This is a genomic window from Paramaledivibacter caminithermalis DSM 15212 (assembly GCF_900142245.1).
GTDB classification, from domain to species: domain Bacteria; phylum Bacillota; class Clostridia; order Peptostreptococcales; family Caminicellaceae; genus Paramaledivibacter; species Paramaledivibacter caminithermalis.
Genome location: NZ_FRAG01000001.1, coordinates 125,055 through 143,526 on the forward strand (window position 1 = coordinate 125,055; position 18,472 = coordinate 143,526).

Annotated in this window: 16 protein-coding genes and 1 other annotated feature; all 16 genes read right to left on the reverse strand. The window is 29.7% G+C overall.

The window, feature by feature from the left end; all coding sequences use genetic code 11:
- Positions 1–82 precede the first annotated feature (82 nt).
- Complete coding sequence (gene mltG, locus BUB36_RS00620; RefSeq protein WP_073146409.1) at positions 83–1,123, reverse strand: endolytic transglycosylase MltG; 1,041 nt, start codon at positions 1,121–1,123, stop codon at positions 83–85.
- A 606-nt stretch (positions 1,124–1,729) separates the two neighbouring features.
- Positions 1,730–2,326 (reverse strand): lysine exporter LysO family protein, encoded by a 597-nt coding sequence (locus BUB36_RS00625; RefSeq protein ID WP_073146411.1) that lies wholly within the window; start codon positions 2,324–2,326, stop codon positions 1,730–1,732.
- Positions 2,327–2,328: 2 nt separating this feature from the next.
- Positions 2,329–2,616 (reverse strand): LysO family transporter, encoded by a 288-nt coding sequence (locus BUB36_RS00630; protein WP_073146413.1) that lies wholly within the window; start codon positions 2,614–2,616, stop codon positions 2,329–2,331.
- A gap of 199 nt (positions 2,617–2,815) precedes the next feature.
- Positions 2,816–4,483 (reverse strand): ribonuclease J, encoded by a 1,668-nt coding sequence (locus BUB36_RS00635; RefSeq protein WP_073146415.1) that lies wholly within the window; start codon positions 4,481–4,483, stop codon positions 2,816–2,818.
- A 566-nt stretch (positions 4,484–5,049) separates the two neighbouring features.
- A complete protein-coding gene (locus BUB36_RS00640) occupies positions 5,050–5,484 on the reverse strand; it encodes a Fur family transcriptional regulator (RefSeq protein ID WP_073146417.1) in 435 nt (144 codons plus the stop codon).
- Between the two features lie 415 nt (positions 5,485–5,899).
- Positions 5,900–6,601 carry a DNA/RNA nuclease SfsA gene (gene sfsA, locus BUB36_RS00645; RefSeq protein ID WP_073146418.1) on the reverse strand — a complete coding sequence of 234 codons (702 nt, stop codon included), beginning with the start codon at positions 6,599–6,601 and terminating at the stop codon, positions 5,900–5,902.
- 196 nt (positions 6,602–6,797) lie between these two features.
- Positions 6,798–7,046, reverse strand: a complete 249-nt coding sequence (locus BUB36_RS00650) for a DUF1292 domain-containing protein (RefSeq protein WP_073146420.1) — start codon at positions 7,044–7,046, stop codon at positions 6,798–6,800.
- Positions 7,047–7,085: 39 nt separating this feature from the next.
- Positions 7,086–7,502, reverse strand: coding sequence for a Holliday junction resolvase RuvX (gene ruvX, locus BUB36_RS00655; protein WP_073146421.1), 417 nt, complete (start codon positions 7,500–7,502; stop codon positions 7,086–7,088).
- Positions 7,503–7,574: 72 nt separating this feature from the next.
- Positions 7,575–8,525 carry an aldo/keto reductase gene (locus BUB36_RS00660; RefSeq protein ID WP_073146423.1) on the reverse strand — a complete coding sequence of 317 codons (951 nt, stop codon included), beginning with the start codon at positions 8,523–8,525 and terminating at the stop codon, positions 7,575–7,577.
- Between the two features lie 2 nt (positions 8,526–8,527).
- Positions 8,528–10,687 carry a hypothetical protein gene (locus tag BUB36_RS00665; RefSeq protein ID WP_084111546.1) on the reverse strand — a complete coding sequence of 720 codons (2,160 nt, stop codon included), beginning with the start codon at positions 10,685–10,687 and terminating at the stop codon, positions 8,528–8,530.
- 131 nt (positions 10,688–10,818) lie between these two features.
- Positions 10,819–11,082, reverse strand: a complete 264-nt coding sequence (locus BUB36_RS00670; protein WP_073146425.1) for an IreB family regulatory phosphoprotein — start codon at positions 11,080–11,082, stop codon at positions 10,819–10,821.
- Between the two features lie 176 nt (positions 11,083–11,258).
- Positions 11,259–13,907 (reverse strand): alanine--tRNA ligase, encoded by a 2,649-nt coding sequence (gene alaS, locus BUB36_RS00675; RefSeq protein ID WP_073146427.1) that lies wholly within the window; start codon positions 13,905–13,907, stop codon positions 11,259–11,261.
- 335 nt (positions 13,908–14,242) lie between these two features.
- Positions 14,243–14,607 (reverse strand) — a binding site (T-box leader).
- 56 nt (positions 14,608–14,663) lie between these two features.
- A complete protein-coding gene (locus BUB36_RS00680) occupies positions 14,664–15,890 on the reverse strand; it encodes an AI-2E family transporter (RefSeq protein WP_084111548.1) in 1,227 nt (408 codons plus the stop codon).
- Between the two features lie 272 nt (positions 15,891–16,162).
- Complete coding sequence (locus tag BUB36_RS00685) at positions 16,163–16,345, reverse strand: hypothetical protein (RefSeq protein WP_073146429.1); 183 nt, start codon at positions 16,343–16,345, stop codon at positions 16,163–16,165.
- A gap of 185 nt (positions 16,346–16,530) precedes the next feature.
- Positions 16,531–17,070: a PRC-barrel domain-containing protein gene (locus BUB36_RS00690; RefSeq protein ID WP_073146430.1), complete on the reverse strand. Its 540-nt coding sequence runs from the start codon at positions 17,068–17,070 to the stop codon at positions 16,531–16,533.
- 270 nt (positions 17,071–17,340) lie between these two features.
- Positions 17,341–18,450 (reverse strand): tRNA 2-thiouridine(34) synthase MnmA, encoded by a 1,110-nt coding sequence (gene mnmA, locus BUB36_RS00695; RefSeq protein WP_073146432.1) that lies wholly within the window; start codon positions 18,448–18,450, stop codon positions 17,341–17,343.
- Between the last annotated feature and the right edge of the window lie 22 nt (positions 18,451–18,472).

The window sequence follows — 18,472 nt, forward strand, 5'->3', positions numbered from 1 at the left end:
TGAATTAGAAAAATTCTATAAATCATTTCAAAAATTAATACGTGGTTCTTACCACGTATTAGTTTTTCCAGAATGTTGTAAATTAATTATTATTCTTTGCTTTTAAATGCTCACTATAGGTTCTACTAAATACATGAGATCCATCACCTTTGGCAACAAAATATAAATAGCTTGTATCATCAGGATATAAAGCTGCCTCAATTGAAGCCTTTCCTGGTGAGGCAATAGGCTTTGGCGGAAGTCCTTTGTATATATAAGTATTATATTGTGAATCTATCTCTAAATCCTGGTAGGTTAGATTTTGTTTCCTTTCTCCTAATATATACTGAACAGTAGCACAGGACTGAAGAAGCATATCTTTTTTTAATCTATTATGGAACACGCTTGAAATTATTTTTCTTTCTTTATCTACTCGAGCTTCTCTCTCAATAATGGATGCCAGTGTAATAACATCCTTTATACTCATATCAAGCTCCTTTGCTCTTTTATAATATTCATTTTGAAAAATTTCATCAAAGCGATTTAACATTTTAAAAACTATTTCCTCTTCACTTATGTCCTTTTTAAATAAATATGTATCTGGAAAAAGAAAGCCCTCTAATCTGTTCTTACCCTTTGGAATTTCCTTTAAAAATTTAAATTCAAAATCTTTATTTTCTATTATATCTATAAGCTGCTCCCTATTGATATTAAGTTCATCATTATTTACAAGCCTATCTACTATTTGCTTCAATTCAAATCCTTCAGGTATTGTAATCTTTACAGCTTCAACATATATATCTCCTTTTATTAATTTATTAATAATCTCATCTATATTCATTGCCTTATTTAACTCATACTCACCCGCTTGATATTTCCCGCCAATTTTCCTTTGCTTTGATATAAATTTGAAGTAAAGCTCATTTTTTATAACATTCTTATCCTTTAAAATGCTTGCTATTTTAGAAGAAGATGCTCCTTTTGGAATATTAATAAGAATATTGTCAGTACTATTCTTATCTACAGGAAATCCTAAAGAAATAAAGTATTGATATCCACTATAGGCACATATTATTAAAAAAATAAGTAAACTCATCCTAATTTTACCAATAATTCTCCTAGTCTTTTTTGTTGAGGTTTTCATAATGTTACCTCCAAGGTCTATATTAATTTTCATCTTTATGCTTTTATATAGAATTTACATAGTAAAACTTAATTTATACATGTACAAATATGCAATGCTTCTGAGCATTTTGGACATGTATAAATTAAATGTTTTACTGGAATATCTATATATTTCAAAAAAATATTTAGATAAATTCATTAGCTAGCTCTTACTGTACATTTGTTAAATTTCTTATATTATTATATATTTAGCGTCAAAAATTTACAAGTTTTTCTTTTTATGTTGACTAAAAAAATACTAAAATATTAATCTTGCACTCATTGGTAATTTCAATATTTATTTTGACTTTAATCCTCCAAGATTGCTACTATCACAGGAGTTTTACAAATAAAAAATTTATAGGTTTTACATAGTAAAACTTAATTTAACTTCTTGTGCTAGTTAATTAAATTTTTTGTTTATAAAATACCTTAGAGAGTTTTAATATTTCATTTGAGTGATTTTTATAAACCTGTTTTCACCTTCAAAACAATATAAAAAAACAGGTTTATTACATGAGCGAAAAGGAAATATTAAAACTCTAGTGATATAAACTAGCACAATAGGTTAATTTATAGAAATTGTTCAATTAAAACTCATCATTAAAGGCACTAAAATAGGTACTAAAAATGAAAGTATTACACCACAAAAAAAGGATAAGACAGATATACTGCTGCTTGTAGCCTTTGTTATTACAGGTAATGATGTATCCATAGAAGTTGCACCTGCTGCTGCAATTGTTTCTATATGTCCAATTTTCTTAGCAATTATCGGAATAATCATAAGTGCAATTACTTCCCTTGACACATTGGCTAGAAAGGCTATTGTCCCTAGTTCCGCGCTATGCTTGGAAAGTTCTATTGCAGATAATGAATACCAACCTAGTCCTGCTCCCACAGCTGCAGATTCAAATAAAGAAAGCTTTAAAAATAGACTGGCTGTCATGCTTCCGAATAAAGTTCCTAAAACTATCATGATAGGAATCAAAAATATTTTTAGACCATAGCTTTTTACATCATCAATAATATTTTTATTTTTCCCAATGTCTATACCTACAAAAAATAACAGTAAGCATAAACCAAAATCAATTATCACATCAATTTTTTGGATAATTATTTCTGGAGCAAAAAAATAACCAAATACGATTCCAAAAAATACTGAAAGTAATATATGTATACTCATAACTATTCCACCTTGCTTTCTGTCTTTATAAAATTTGATATAATTTTTACTGCCAAGACACTAAACGCTACAGAAAAAGCCGCAATGACTACTGCACTAAATCCCAATTTATGAAAGGACATAAGAACATCTTTATTTATACCAATTTTTACACCCATAACAAATAATAAAAATAAAAGACAAACATACTGAATAATATTCATTTTATCAAATATTTTTTGAGATACTAAGTTCTTATAACCAAATAAAGCACCTAAAGAAATAATTGCTATATAAAGTAATATTCTCATATTTTTATCACCTTTTCTTTTAATAATAGAGAACTGTTTTATCTACATATAGATTATACTAAATGATTTAAGTTTTGAAAATACTCATAAGAAAATCTGGAAAGCTATCATTTGTAATATCTTCCAGATTTTAAACATGCTACTAGTAACCAGTGTTAATAACGTCTGAGTAGTCCTCACTAAATTGTCAACTATAAAATTAAACTTCCATAATAATTGGTAATATCATTGGACGCCTTTTTGTTCTTTCATATAGGTATCCCTTTAAGGAATCCTTTATTGCCGATTTTAATACTGCCCATTCTTTAATATTATTATCTTCACATTTCTTTAATGCTTCCCTTACAACAATCTTTGCCCCATCAATTAAATCTTCTGATTCTCTAACATAAACAAATCCACGAGATACTATGTCTGGCCCTGACATAACTTTACCATCTTCTTTAGAAATAGTAACAACTACAACCATCAGACCATCCTCTGAAAGATGTTTTCTATCCCTCAGTACAATATTACCTACATCTCCTACTCCAAGACCATCAACTAATATATTCCCTGAATCTACACTTCCAGAGATTCTTGCTTCATCACTGGTAATTTCAATAATTTTTCCGTTATTAGCAACAAAAATATTCTCCCTTGACATACCTAAAGATTCAGCCAAAGAAGCATGGTGTCTTAGATGCCTGTATTCTCCATGTACAGGTATAAAATATTTAGGTTTAACTAAGGAATGTATCAATTTCAATTCCTCTTGACAAGCATGTCCTGAAACATGTACATCAGCCAAAGATTCATAAATAACATTTGCTCCCTTTTCAAACAAAAGATTGATTACATTGGAAACTTTTATCTCATTTCCTGGTATTGGTGTAGCAGAAATTATAACCATGTCTCCAGGCTGTATATCCATTTTTCTATGCTCAGAAGAAGCCATCCTTGATAAAGCAGCCATTGGCTCTCCCTGGCTTCCTGTTGTTATCACAACAATTTCGTTATCAGGGTACCTATTCAAGTCATTTATATCAATATGCATACCATCTGGAACATTTAGATATCCCAATTCCATAGCTGCATTAGCTACATTGACCATACTTCTTCCTGAAAAAGCAACTTTTCTGTTAAAGGTATAGGCTGCATTTATAACCTGCTGTATTCTATGAACATTAGATGCAAAGGTAGCAACAATTATTCTGCTGTCAACATTTTTAAATAAATTTTCAAAGGTTTCACCGACAGTTCTTTCAGACATAGTATACCCTGGTCTTTCAACGTTTGTACTATCAGCTAATAAAGCTAAAACTCCTTCACTCCCAAGCTGTGCAAACCTATGAAGATTTATTATATCCCCATCTATAGGAGTATAATCTATCTTAAAATCTCCAGTATGAATAATTTTACCTAGAGGAGTATCTATAGCTAAACTGACCGCATCTGGTATACTATGACTTGTCTTTATAAATTCAACACTAAAGACTCCTAAATTTCTAATGTCACCAGGCTTAACAATATTCATATTTACATCGCCAAGCATTCTATGTTCTCTAAGCTTGTTTTCTACTAAACCCAAGGTTAATTTCGTTCCATATAATGGTACATTAATTTTCTTCAGTGCATAGGGCAATGCACCAATATGGTCTTCATGTCCGTGGGTAAGAACAATAGCTTTAACCTTTTCTCTATTTTTTAATAGATAGGTTATATCAGGTATTACAACATCTATACCAAGCATCTCATCCTCTGGAAAACTTAAACCACAATCAACAACAATGATTTCATTTTTATACTCAAATACGGTCATATTTTTTCCTATTTCATTTAATCCCCCAAGTGGGATAATTTTCAATTTTTCATCTTTTTTCGCCACGTTATCACTCTCCTGATTTATATGAAATGTAACTTTATTACTACGTCGATATTAAGTTATATCAAACACTTAGATACATTGAATCCTTGTGTATTTTAATAGGATTTCTCTTTTAAAATGATATACAATCAAATTAATTATACTTTATGTGGTATCATTTAGCAAGAAACCTATATTTGAAAAACTGTAATAATACGTACTTTTACCTATTGTGCTAGTTTCTATCCCTCAAATTTTATATTTCCTTTTTCATAATGCTATAAACTTGTTTTTTTATATTGAAAAATTAAAGTCTTTACTTAAATTCTTATAAATATAATGCTTTTTATAATTTGCAATAATGAAGAACTATCTTTGTTATTCCGCTCTTTTTATTTTACTAGCAAATACATATTAAAAACCCTTAACTTTTTAGCATATCTATATTATTTACCTTATAATAATCTTTCATTAATAAATATGCTCAAAAAATATTAATCTATTATATATTATGATTAGTCTTAAAAAATGCCATTATTATTCTTTTTTTCTAAGAAAAAAAAATCCCGTAACTGAAGTTACTGGATCTATTTACACTTAGAGCATATACCAAAAAATTTTACCTTATGATCCTTTATTTCAAAACCATAATTTTTCTCTATCTCTTCTTCTAAATGTTCCAATAAGTCTACCTCAACTTCTATTACCTTCCCACATTTAGTACATATAACATGATGATGCTGGTGGTCATTACTATTAATATTTAGTTCGTATCTAGCACATCCATCATCAAAATTAATTTTTGTGATGACTTGTAAATCATCTAATAATTGTAAAGTTCTATATACTGTTGCTAGCCCAATCTCGGGACAATCTTTCTTGACTAAGTCATAAATTTCCTCACTAGATAAGTGCTTATTTGGATTTTGAATTATAGTATTCAAAATTGCCCTTCTCTGAGGAGTAAGTTTATATCCTTTTTCCTTTAAGACATCCTTTAACTTATCAACAGAATCAATCATTATTTAACCTCACTTATCAATTAATAATCTCCTGTAAATATAAGTGTACTCATTAAATTATCAATTGTCAATAATAATATGAAAATTTAGTAAATTATTAATCATTATCCTTTTCTCTTAGCAGGCAATCACTTGAAGATTTACTGTTCTTTTTGTAAAGGCTACACCCATTGCACTCAGAGCATTTAATGAGTTTGCGAACTATTGTATTGCATCTTGGACATCTTTTATAAGAATTGACATCAATCTCCATGCCACATCTATTGCATCTCAAATTATCATACCTTTCTTGTCATTTGATAATGATAATTATTATAAATTGTATAATACCATTTATTCTACTTTTTTTCAATGTTAAATTTATAATAATTTGTAAATAATTTTTATTATAAAGGCAATTTCTTGTCAAATACTATCAATTAATACTAACAGGTATTTTCTTCTTTATTCTTATCTCATTAAGTGTAACACTACATATGTATGCATAAAATTCTACACCTTCTTCATAAGCCATTTTAACAGCTCGAGCAAAATCTTTATCCATATCTCTATTTGGAGTAAATACTACAGCATCTTCTCTTTGTATGATAAAAAATACTGCTGCTCTATATCCTTTTTCCTTGGCTTTAATCAGCTCTAAAATATGTTTACGCCCTCTTTCAGTAGGTGCATCGGGAAAAGTAGCTAAGTTATTATTTTTTACAAGTGTTACACATTTACATTCAATTAAAATATTTTCATGTTCATTGCTAAGACCTATATCAAACCTACTATTGCCAAAGTTAACTTCTCTTTTTATATAATCATAATGACTAAAATTTTCTATACCACCTTCTCTAAAGGCTTTTTCTAGAAGTATATTGGGCATTTTAGAATCTATAAGTACTAATATATCGTTTTTGTAAACCATAACTAAATCATAGTTTGTTTTTCTATTAGGGCTATCAACCTTTCTTACAATAACCCTTGCTCCATCGATCAAAAGTTCCTTCATTCTTCCAGTATTTGCAACATGGGCAATTTTTATTTCATCTTCTATCAAAATATGGGCTATAAATCTATTTATTCTTTCTACAAAAATTCCTTCAAATAATTTTCCCTTTATTTCAACCTTCAAATTCAAGCCTCCCGTTCTTGCCTATAGAGTATATCTTATGGTCAAGATTGAGATTAAGATTCCTTTTAAAGTAGGTCTTTTAAGTATAAGATTAAGATTGAAAATTAAGGTCAATGCTCATAAGAACTAGTAGGCGCTAGTTGATACTTTGATTGTCATCTTATACTTAATAACCTTAACCTGTAACCTTTGTTGCCTATTCATTTTCTAATAATTCATTATAGGCTGCTGAAACCATATCAATTTCTTTATCGTCATCTACATATTCTAATATCTCTTCTCCATTTTCTTTAAGAATTTTGAAAACCAACCCTTCATCAGTTTCTTCCTTCAATGGAAGAAGTATAGCATACTCTGTTTCATTTATCTCTAAAGTCGCTATTACCTCAAATTCAGTTTCTTTATTATTTTCATCCCTTAAAGTTATTATGTTTCTATCTTCCATAATCTTCATCACCTCATAATTTATTTTAGCTTTTAACCATTAACTATTCCTATTACTATCTAAATATCCTTGAAGAATATATACAGCTGCGACTTTATCTATAACCTTTTTTCGTTTTTTTCTGCTTACATCAGCTGATATAAGCATCCTTTCAGCAGCAACAGTTGTTAATCTTTCATCCCATAATACTATTTCTATGTCAACCTTGTTTTTAAGCTTTTCCACAAAACTTAGAACCTTTTTTCCTTGAGGTCCCAAAGTACCATTCATGTTTTTGGGTAATCCAACCACAATCTTTTTTACTTCCTTTTCAGATATTATTTTTCTAAGTCTATTAATTGCAGCCTTATTTCCTGTTCTATTTATTGTTTCCAATCCTTGAGCTGTTAAACCTAGTAAATCGCTTACTGCAACACCAATAGTTTTATCTCCTACATCTAAACCCATTAATCTCATATTTATATTTTTCTCCTTTAATCTTTCTCTTACAGCTTAAAAAACGACCTTAAAACCCTTCTCTTATTTCTACTAAACCACCTTTATACAGAACTCTGGACAATAGCTGCTACAGTATCCACATAAGACACACTTTTCTGTATCAACTACTAATTTATCATTTTGTATTGAAAGTGCCTTTGATTTACATGCCTCAACGCATTTTCCACATCTTTTGCACCAAAAATCAATATGCAGCTTTCTATTCTTTTTCGATAGTTTTTTTAGTATATCTTTAGGTATGGATTTTCCATCGAATCTATTTACGTTTGCAATAACCTCCTCAAGTCTTTGCATTCCAACTGCTATAGAATCAAGAAAGGGGAGATTTAAAACAAAATCGAAACAATCATCTATGGAATTTAGCAAATTACCTCCACCCAAAGGCTTCATACCATATATACCTTTATTATTTTCTTTAGCAGTCTTTATAGCCTTAATCATATCATCTACCGTTCCATCCATTATTCCCAATCCATTTTTATTAATCAAAGGGTGAATTATTTCAATCTCTTCCATTTTTGCTGCTGCTTTAACAGCTGCTACGGTATGAGTAGATATACCAACTGCCCTTATAAATCCTTTTTCTTTCATTTTTATAAAGTATTCCAAGGCTTCATAGTGTCCCTTAAGGGTATACTCATTTTCTTGTTCATGCAAAAGAAAAATATCAATATAATCCCTTCCTAATTCTTTGAGTGCTTTCTTTAAACTCTCTTCAGCAGTCCGTCTTGAATATGAATAAGACTTCGTTGCAATAATTATATCTTTACTATTTTTAGATTTTAGAGCTTCTTTTATATGACCATATGTCTTATACAACTCAGCGGTATCAATAAAATTAACCCCTCTATCTAGAGCCTCTTCTATTACTCTGGCTCCATCTTTTATGGGCAAATTTGCCTGTAACGGTCCTATAGTCAAAGCCCCAAAGCAAAGCTTTGAGACCTTCATCTCTGTCTTGCCTAATATATTGTAATCCATAATTAATACCTCTCTATATTTACAATCTCATTAAAGATTAGATACATTAAACTCATAGCTAAAAAAATAATCGATGTTGCAGAAGCCACCACTCCTGAATCGTTAACTAAAAAAGATACAATACAAGAAATTAGTATTCCTAATAATCCTATAGAAAGGTTCTTGTATCTATTAAATATTTTCTTTGCAATTCCAAAGGGCCTATAAAATAGTATACTTAAAAATATAAGTGAAGATATTAACACCTTACTCCATATTGTAACACTAAATACCTTTAGATTCATTAAAATCTTTCTTTCTATTATAGAATAAATTACATTTACTCCATCATTATTAATTTGTTTAATAGCATTAGCTAAATGAGAATTACTTTCTAAAAAGTATAGGTCTACTAGTGCTGTTAATAAAATAAATCCACATATGGATACTAAAATATAAACATAATGCATAACCCTAAGCTTAGAATTATATAGCCTCAGTATTACAAACATAAATGCAAATACCGCAGTTATAGCCCCTCCCACATTTGCTCCCAATTTTGGAAACCCAATTACAAAGGCTATAATAACAAATATTATAATGGAAAAGTTTTTATTTATCTTGTATCTATCTAATAGTGCCATAGTAAAAACTAAGGTAGCTCCAACTAAAATTCCCATGAATTCATTGCCTATTCCATAATATCTTGCTCCAATAATAGGATCATATCCTAAAAATGACATTTTAGTCAATTTCGCCCCTAAAGAAATGTCAATAGCCAGTGAAAGACATGTCAGACCAGATAAAAATATCAAACTATCTAGGGGCTTTCTTCTAATGTATATAGATATAAATGTTATAAATATTGTCAAAATTATTATCTTTATAAAGGCTTCATAAGTATTAGCAACTTGCATTAATGGTAATACAAGTAATGCTACTGGAATTGCCATATTGGAAAGTAAAAAATACTCAAAAACCCTAAAAGCCCTTATTTTATATTTACCATAAATTTGAATAACAATAAAGACTAAAAAAGATACTATTATTTCAAATATGGCAAAAGAAAACAAGACCTTAAGTCTGTTTTTATAGACGAATGCTGTATTATTATACAACTTATCTATATATGAAGCTTTATCCTCCTGCTCTAGTATGTATAATGGTTTTCCTGTATAAATATTGCTATAGCTATTGAAATAAACCGCTATATAAGGTGCTATATCAACATTTCCTATTATTCCCTTTCTTCTAGTTGTATCTGAAGATAAAACTCCTTCCTTTATACCATTTCCTGCCAAAATAATGGGAGTTAGTTTTTTTCCTGCTAATGAAGCATCGGATGAAGGAAATGCACTTAAAAATAAAATTCTAGTATTATCTTTATCTACTAATCTATAGACCTTCTCTACAAAGGAATCTATATCCTCTAGAATTCTCGATTTATGCTTCTCATACATGTCTGAGCCAATATTTATTTTATACCTATCAAGTCTGTATAAATCACCAAGTTCTAAGATAATAAGATCAGATTTTTCAATATGTTCTTCTAAACTTCTAAATATTAATTCGTAGTTTGTTTTCAAACCATAGGGATAATCAAGCTCCTTAACATTTATATCTTCTCCAATTAATCCATAATCAACAAGTCCATATTCATCCATACCCATTAGTACTCCAAATCTAGCTTGTCTTTCATCAGTATCAGAATTTCCTAATACAGAGATTTTTATATCCTTCAAGCTTAGATTATTTCCTAATGCTCCTATAAATGGGTTGAAATTATTATCTTCATTCAAATTTTTTAATCTGGCTATATCTAGATTAGCTATCTCTTTGCCATTATTGTCATATCCTGTTCGTCTTTGATAAATAGAAAAATTCTCCTCTGTTAAGTCCACTGCCCTAGAAGTATAATAATTGGCCTGGGCCCTTGTTCCACAACCAATGGTAAGTGTAGAGCTATAGTCATTATTACTTGAATAGGCCTTTGTATTCATAAGACCAATTGAATATTCCTCAGCTAATCCTTTAGTAAATGTCATATTTTCAATGTCTTCTAGACTAATTCTATTTACCAAAAATACTATGAATTTTTTCTGTGAAGTTTCAGAATATGCGTTAAATGGACTTAATGCAAAAAAAGACATTATTATAATTAAAATTTTCGTTACTTTTTTCAATAGATTTCGCTCCCAATAATAGACTTAGGATTATAGTTCCAAAGAGATATAAATTATCTTTCATCTTGAAGATGTCAAATTTGCGATTTAAACCTATCGGCTTATGAATTATAACTCTAAAAATTTATTTTCTAACTTTCCGTCTCTAAATAATTTTTTAATAGTTCTTCCAATAATTCATCTCTCTCTAACTTTCTAATTAAATTTCTAGCATTATTATAACTAGTTATATATGTTGGATCTCCTGATAAAAGATACCCTACTATTTGATTAATAGGATTATATCCCTTTTCCTTAAGGGACTTATATACACTGGATAAAATATTTTTTGCTTCGTTATTCTTTTCCTTTTCAACATTATACATCATGGTGTAATTATCAAAATTATCACTCATTTAACTCCCTCCAAATATTTATTTGTTATTTATTCTATTATTATACATCATTACTATAATTTCCAATTAATATTCTAACATAAAATTTTCTAGAATATCCATATACTTTATTAATAATCAAACTATTTTGAAGAAAATCAAGTTTTAGGCGAAGACTTAAAGTCTTCGTCTAAACTTTATACAGTAAGATCTTTAGCTAATTCTTCTACCTTTTCAATGGCAGCATCTATTTTTGAAGCATCTCTTCCTCCAGCTTGAGCCATATTAGGTCTTCCACCACCGCCTCCACCAGTAATTTTAGCTACTTCTTTAATTATTTTCCCTGCATGTATACCCTTTTTAACAGCATCTTCTGATGCCATTGCTATTAGGTTCACTTTTCCATCCTTTTCACTTGCTAATACAATAAGACATGATTCTAGCTTATCCTTCAACTTATCACCTAAGTTTCTTAGGCTATTCATATCTAAATTAGGTACTCTACTTGCAACTACATTCACTCCATTGATCTCTTTACTGGATTTTAGTATTTCATCCATTGACCCGCTTGCCAATTTATTTTTTAAGCTTTCATTTTCTTTTTGCAGTTTTTTAACATCATTATTAAGGTTTTCTATTTTTCCTTCAATGTCATTAATATTAGCCTTTAATAATTGACATATACCTTTAATTCTATTATCTAAACGGGAAATATACTTATAGACTTCTTTTCCAGTTATAGCTTCTATCCTTCTTACTCCAGCAGCTACACCTGATTCGCTTAATATCTTAAATATTCCAATTTCACTGGAATTAAGTACATGTGTACCCCCACATAATTCAATACTATAATCTCCAATACTTACTACTCTGACTGTTTCTCCATATTTTTCACCAAATAGTGCAGTTGCACCTATCTCCTTAGCTTCTTCTAAAGTAGTGTTTCTAATATCCACATCTAGTGCTTCAAATATTTGTTCATTGACTCTCTGTTCAACTTTAATTAACTCTTCATCTGTAACGGCTTCAAAGTGAGTAAAATCGAATCTAAGTCTTTCTGGTGTAACCAACGAACCTGCTTGCTCTATGTGATTACCTAATATTTCTTTTAAAGCTTTGTGTAACAAGTGGGTAGCAGTATGGTTTCTAGTGGTATTCATACGTCTTTCCATATCCACTATAACCTTCACTTCTTCATCCTTTTTAAAGCTCCCTCTAATAATCTTACCCTTATGAACTATATGTTCCACAGCTCCACTTTTCAATTTGCTAGAATTTAGAACTTCTATTTTTGCATCCTCATTATAAATAATCCCAGTATCTCCAACCTGTCCACCACCTTCAGGATATAAAGGTGTAGATTCAAGTATTATACTTACTTCATCTCCTTCATGGGCTTCATCTACCATTTCCCCATCTTTAATTAAACCTAATACGGTTGTATATATACTGAAATTATCATACCCTATAAAGTCTGATTTAGCCTTTTCTCCAATTTCAATTTCGTGTCCAGTTTCCCATCCTAATTCTTCCATATCTTTTCTAGCAGCCCTTGCTCTTTCTCTTTGCTTTTCCATTTCTCTATTAAAGCCTTGAACATCTACAGCTAGGTTTTCTTCTTCTAGAATTTCTCTTGTCAAATCAAGCGGAAAACCATAAGTATCATATAACCTAAAGGCTTCTTCTCCAAGAAGAACTGTTTCGTTAGATATCATCATCTGATGAATATAGTCCTTTAATTTTTCAATACCTTGATCTATAGTTTTATGGAATTTTTCTTCTTCCACTGAAATAATTTTCTTGATATATTCTTTTCTTTCTAGTAGCTCAGGATATGGCTCACCATATACATCCATCACCTTATCTGTCAAATCAGCTAAAAAGCTTTCTTCAATTCCTAAAATTTTACCATGTCTAGCAGCTCTTCTTAAAAGTCTCCTAAGAACATAACCCCTACCTTCGTTGCTAGGAATAATACCGTCACCTACCATAAACGTAACTGCCTTTATATGATCAGTGATTATTCTAATAGAAATATCATCCTTTTTCTTTTTTCCATATTTTTTCTTAGAAATCTCTAATACAGCATCCAAAATATACTTTATTGTATCTATTTCAAAAATTGTATCTACACCTTGCATTATACAAGCTACTCTTTCGAGTCCCATCCCTGTATCAATATTGGGATTTGGAAGTTTATGATAATTTCCTTCTTCATCCTTTTCAAATTGCGTAAACACATGATTCCAAATTTCCACATATCTATCACATTCACAACCTGGTTTGCAATCTTCACTGCCACATCCATACTCCTCGCCTCTATCAACATATATCTCTGAGCAAGGTCCACATGGTCCTGTTCCTATTTCCCAAAAGTTATCCTCCTTACCAAGTCTAACAATTCTTTCTTTAGGAACACCTATTTCCTTATTCCATATTTCAAAGGCTTCATCATCTTCCTCGTATATTGATACCCATAATTTAGACACAGGTAACATTAAATGTTTAGTACAAAATTCCCATCCCCAAGAGATAGATTCCTTTTTAAAATAATCTCCAAAAGAAAAATTCCCCAGCATTTCAAAAAATGTTGCATGTCTTGCTGTTTTCCCTACATTTTCAATATCTCCTGTACGTATACACTTTTGACAAGTAGCCATTCTTTTTGCTGGCGGTGTTTCAACTCCCATAAAATATGGCTTCAGTGGTGCCATACCTGCGTTTATTAACAATAAGCTTTTATCCTTTTCAGGTACTAAAGGATAACTTGGTCTAACGTAATGACCTTTGCTTTCAAAAAATTTCAAAAATTTACTTCGTATTTCATTTAATCCCATTTTTTCCATATTGTTTTCCTCCTTATATCACATCGCTAATTTATAATTATAATATTAAACATTAAATAAATATTATACAAAATGCTTTATTATAGTAAGCTAACAACTAACTAGGACAAAGGCGTCTGACGACGCATTTTAGTTTCAAGTTGCATGTTCCAAGTTGCAAGTTTTAAGGTCCTTCTTTTAAGTCTAAAAAACCTTAATTCTTGATTCTAAAATTTCACTGATAATAGTTTTAATTTTCCTTCTAGTATTGTATTTTAATCTCTTTCAGCTATGCAATTTCTTGCAAAAAAACTTGATTTTTTTAACAATAAAAAACCCCCATTCCTATACAATCATATAGGGACGAGAGTTTGCCCGCGGTACCACCCTAGTTACTACCTAATAGACAAAGTAATATAGTTGTCATTTAAGGTAATCTCTTAAAAATGCATTGTAACGAGTGCAACCCGTTAACTTCTAATTATACTTATACTATAGATTTCCAATAGTAAAACTTAATTTATGCATTTACAAATCCCAAATGTTTCTGGACGTTTTGGACATGTATAAATTAAAATCTTTACTTAAATCCCTATAAGTATATTTTTCAAAGTTAAAGCTCCGAAGCTGCTTCAGTTATCCTTAATCAAAAGTCTTTCAGCCTGCGTACTTTTTCTCTGTGGATTAGGTATAACTTACTAATCTCCATCATAGCCAGTGTATTTAACTTTTTGTGTAGATTATATAAAATATGTCCATGTTTGTCAATGTTATACCTTAAATTTTAACTAATATCTTTACTATATGATTTAATACTACTCTTATGCTTGCTGCTATTGGAACCGCAAATAATAAACCTGCTATCCCAAATAATTCACCTCCAACCAATAAAGATACTATTACAAAAACAGGATGAAGACCAACACTGTCGCCAACTATTTTAGGTTGAATAATGGCACTTTCTATTTGCTGTATGATAAAAAAAGCAATTATTACCCAAAGTGCTTTAATAGGCTTATCCAATAATGCTATTGCTACTCCTGGTATAGCTCCCATTATGGGTCCAAAATATGGTATAACATTTGATATTCCTGCGATAGCTCCTATAAGTAATGCAAACTCTACTTTTAGAATCAATAAAGCAATGATACTTAATATACCAACTATAGCTGCAACAATTAATTGTCCTCTAATAAAATTGTTCAAAAGTTTATTTATATCTTTAAATATACTTATAACTTCACCTCTTATTATTCTAGGTATAGATAATAATACTTTTCTTTTAAAATAGGAAGTATCCTTTAAGAAATAGAATGTGTATATTGGTACTAAAATTATTCCTACTATATTAGAAAAAATACTTAATCCTTTTTCAGTCATATTCTTAAACAAATCTATGATATACATCTGAATTCGGTTTAAATATTCGCTAAAAGCTACTTCCACACCAATAAATTCGGGTGGAAGATTGCTAACACTATTTAGATATTGTAAATATATCTTATTGAAAAATTTAATAGCTTCATTGGTATATTGAGGCAGAGTTTCTGCAAATCCTTTAATCTCTGTTGTTATTCTAGGGATAATTGTTATTGAAAATATAAATAATAGTAAAATTAATCCAATGTATATTATTATTACACTCCACAATCTAGATAATTTCAGCTCACAAAGTTTATTAACTAGAGGATTGATTAAATAAGCAATAACTATAGCCCATAGTATTGGCACTAATATAGATATTATAATATTTCTAAAAAAATACATTAATGTAATTAATAATATTACTATAATAAATAGAATGATTATTAAATTATACTTTCTATTCAATTTAATCTTTTTTCTATAAACAACATATTTATTCCCAATATTTATTAAATAATAGATTAAAAATATCAAAAATGGAAAAAGCAAAATATTAATTACTGTCTTAGTGAATAGGTTTGCATTATTTAAAGATTCTTTACTAGCAAATAAAATTAAGTAATGTGAATTTGTAAACATATAATCACCATGCTATTATATTTTTAAAAAGCAGCTATGAAAAGCTGCTTTTTGTCATTGTTTAGGAAGTCAAACTTTTTTTGCAAGAAATTGCATAGCTAAAACAGAATAAAATAGAATACTAGAAGGAAATTTGAAATTATTACCGCAAAATATTGTTGAAATTTATTTTCTTTTAAAACTTAATAGAAAGACCCTGGTACTTGCAACTTGGAACATGTAACTTGCAACTAAAATGCGTCACCAGACACCTTTGCTCTATTTGAGCTTGTCTATCTAAACATGTCCATATTTGTTACTGCCCCTACTACCCTAGACGCATTTCTAGCCATTTTCATACCTCTTCTCATTATTCTGCGTCTTTGTCTTGGTGTTGATTTATTTAAAGCATATATACCTGCTGTAACTCCTAATACACTGCCAGCTATGACACCAGTCATAAATCTATTATTCATATATTTACACTCCTTTTGATTTATTATTTTAAATAAGTTAGCTCACTGTGCTAGTAAATAATATTTTCTAGTTCCTAAGATACCTTAGAAGATTTTAATATTTTAAGGAAAAGGAAATATTAAAACTCCCTTAGATATAAACTAGTTTGGTGAGTTAAGTTATATATATTTATTTTGTGGAAAAATCAATGTTCTAATTCTAGTAATTTTTTCAATCCGCCAATATTTTTTAAAATATCATTTTTTGTATCTCGTAATATAACTATCTTCTCTTTTTCAAAAATAATAGAATTATTTATAGGCAAAATTTGTATTCCATTAAATATATCATCAATCATCCCATTTGTTAATACAAGCCCTAATATATTTCCGCTTTTTTCCTCAAAAATTATATCCTGTATAAATCCCAATAATTTTCCATTATCTTCTATAACCTCACAGCCTAATATCTTTTCATTTTTTTTAATGAAATATTTATTTAAGTCCATATTTTTTATTTCAAGAATATTTTTTTTAAATCTGACCATAATATTATTTCTATTTATTTTATAAATACTATTAAAGGGTATAACTCTAGTATGATGGATTAAACTACCATAATCTATTATTAGCCCAGTTAAAGTACAATTCTTCAAATCTAAAACAGCATCCTTTACTTCTCCACGAAACTTTTTCTGGTCATTACATACTATGGGATAACCGACTATATCACTTATTTTTAACATTATATCACCACACATGTTTATTTCTTATGGGTCAATCTGATTAGTTTACAAGTTCCATGTTCTAAGTTACAAGTATTCAAGTCATTCTCTTAAGTATTTTGGGGAAGCATTTATAAAGATTAAAGTATGTTTAAGACATTATTATTTTTTCTTATAAATAAAAAAATAATGCACTAAAAAGTACATTATTTAAAATCAAAAATTCATTTTTCAAACATCCAAAAGAGTGACTCTATTTTGGGAACCTAGAACTTGCAACTTTCTAAAAATTTATTCCCCAGACTTAACTATTGTTCCTCCTCCAACAAGAATGTCACCGTCATAGAAAACTACAGCCTGTCCAGGTGTTATAGCTCTCTGTGGCTTATTGAATTCAACTTTTACCATATTTTCCTTCAAAGGATATATTGTTGCCTCTGCTGGCTTTGCAGAATATCTTATCTTTGCCTTTATCTCAATAGGTGCTTCTAGTTTTTCAAAGGGTATAAAGTTTACATCCTTTGCAATTAACTTCTGACTGAAAACATCTGCATTATCTCCTAGGACAACTTGATTTTTTTCAGGACGTATATCTATAACATAGGCTGGTTTCCCTAGGGAAATACCTAAGCCCTTCCTTTGTCCAATAGTATAATGAATAATACCTTTATGTTTGCCTAAAACATTACCTTCAGTATCTATAAAATCTCCTGGAATAATGCAGCTTGCATTTCTTTCGGAAATAAACTTTCCATAATCATTATCGGGTATGAAACAGATTTCCTGACTATCGGGCTTATTTGCCACATCAAACTCCATTTCCTTTGCGATATTCCGTATTTCTTCCTTTGATGAATATTCTCCAAGAGGCATAAGGATATGCTTTATTTGGTCTTGTGTAAGATTATAAAACATATAGGTTTGATCCTTTGATTCGGCAGATGATTTTTTTATCAAATACCTACTAGTCTTATCATCCTTTATTATCTTGGCATAATGCCCCGTAGCTACATAGTAAGCTCCAAGAGAATGTGCTTTTCTCAATAATTCTCCAAATTTTATACGTTTGTTGCATACAATACAAGGATTAGGTGTCCTTCCATTTATATATTCATCAATAAAATTATCTATAACTGTTTCTTTAAATATTGACTTGAAATTCATCACATAAAAAGGAATTCCTAGCTTATTAGCTACCCTTCTTGCATCATCTACAGCCGATAATCCACAACATCCATCATCTTTATCATTATCATAGTCTTTATCATTGTCATCCTGCCATACCTTCATAGTAATCCCAATAACTTCATACCCTTGTTTCTTTAAAAGGTAAGCAGCAACAGAACTGTCCACTCCACCACTCATCCCTATTACGACTTTGTTTCTATCTAATGCTATCATTTCTTCACCTGCTATGTTTTTT

Bases quoted from the DNA above. Each gene is read 5' to 3' on its own strand.
- mltG (WP_073146409.1), bottom strand. From the start codon at position 1,123: ATGAAAACCTCAACAAAAAAGACTAGGAGAATTATTGGTAAAATTAGG.
- BUB36_RS00625 (WP_073146411.1), bottom strand. From the start codon at position 2,326: ATGAGTATACATATATTACTTTCAGTATTTTTTGGAATCGTATTTGGT.
- BUB36_RS00630 (WP_073146413.1), bottom strand. From the start codon at position 2,616: ATGAGAATATTACTTTATATAGCAATTATTTCTTTAGGTGCTTTATTT.
- BUB36_RS00640 (WP_073146417.1), bottom strand. From the start codon at position 5,484: ATGATTGATTCTGTTGATAAGTTAAAGGATGTCTTAAAGGAAAAAGGA.
- BUB36_RS00650 (WP_073146420.1), bottom strand. From the start codon at position 7,046: ATGGAAGATAGAAACATAATAACTTTAAGGGATGAAAATAATAAAGAA.
- ruvX (WP_073146421.1), bottom strand. From the start codon at position 7,502: ATGAGATTAATGGGTTTAGATGTAGGAGATAAAACTATTGGTGTTGCA.
- BUB36_RS00660 (WP_073146423.1), bottom strand. From the start codon at position 8,525: ATGGATTACAATATATTAGGCAAGACAGAGATGAAGGTCTCAAAGCTT.
- BUB36_RS00670 (WP_073146425.1), bottom strand. From the start codon at position 11,082: ATGAGTGATAATTTTGATAATTACACCATGATGTATAATGTTGAAAAG.
- alaS (WP_073146427.1), bottom strand. From the start codon at position 13,907: ATGGAAAAAATGGGATTAAATGAAATACGAAGTAAATTTTTGAAATTT.
- BUB36_RS00680 (WP_084111548.1), bottom strand. From the start codon at position 15,890: ATGTTTACAAATTCACATTACTTAATTTTATTTGCTAGTAAAGAATCT.
- BUB36_RS00685 (WP_073146429.1), bottom strand. From the start codon at position 16,345: ATGAATAATAGATTTATGACTGGTGTCATAGCTGGCAGTGTATTAGGA.
- BUB36_RS00690 (WP_073146430.1), bottom strand. From the start codon at position 17,070: ATGTTAAAAATAAGTGATATAGTCGGTTATCCCATAGTATGTAATGAC.
- mnmA (WP_073146432.1), bottom strand. From the start codon at position 18,450: ATGATAGCATTAGATAGAAACAAAGTCGTAATAGGGATGAGTGGTGGA.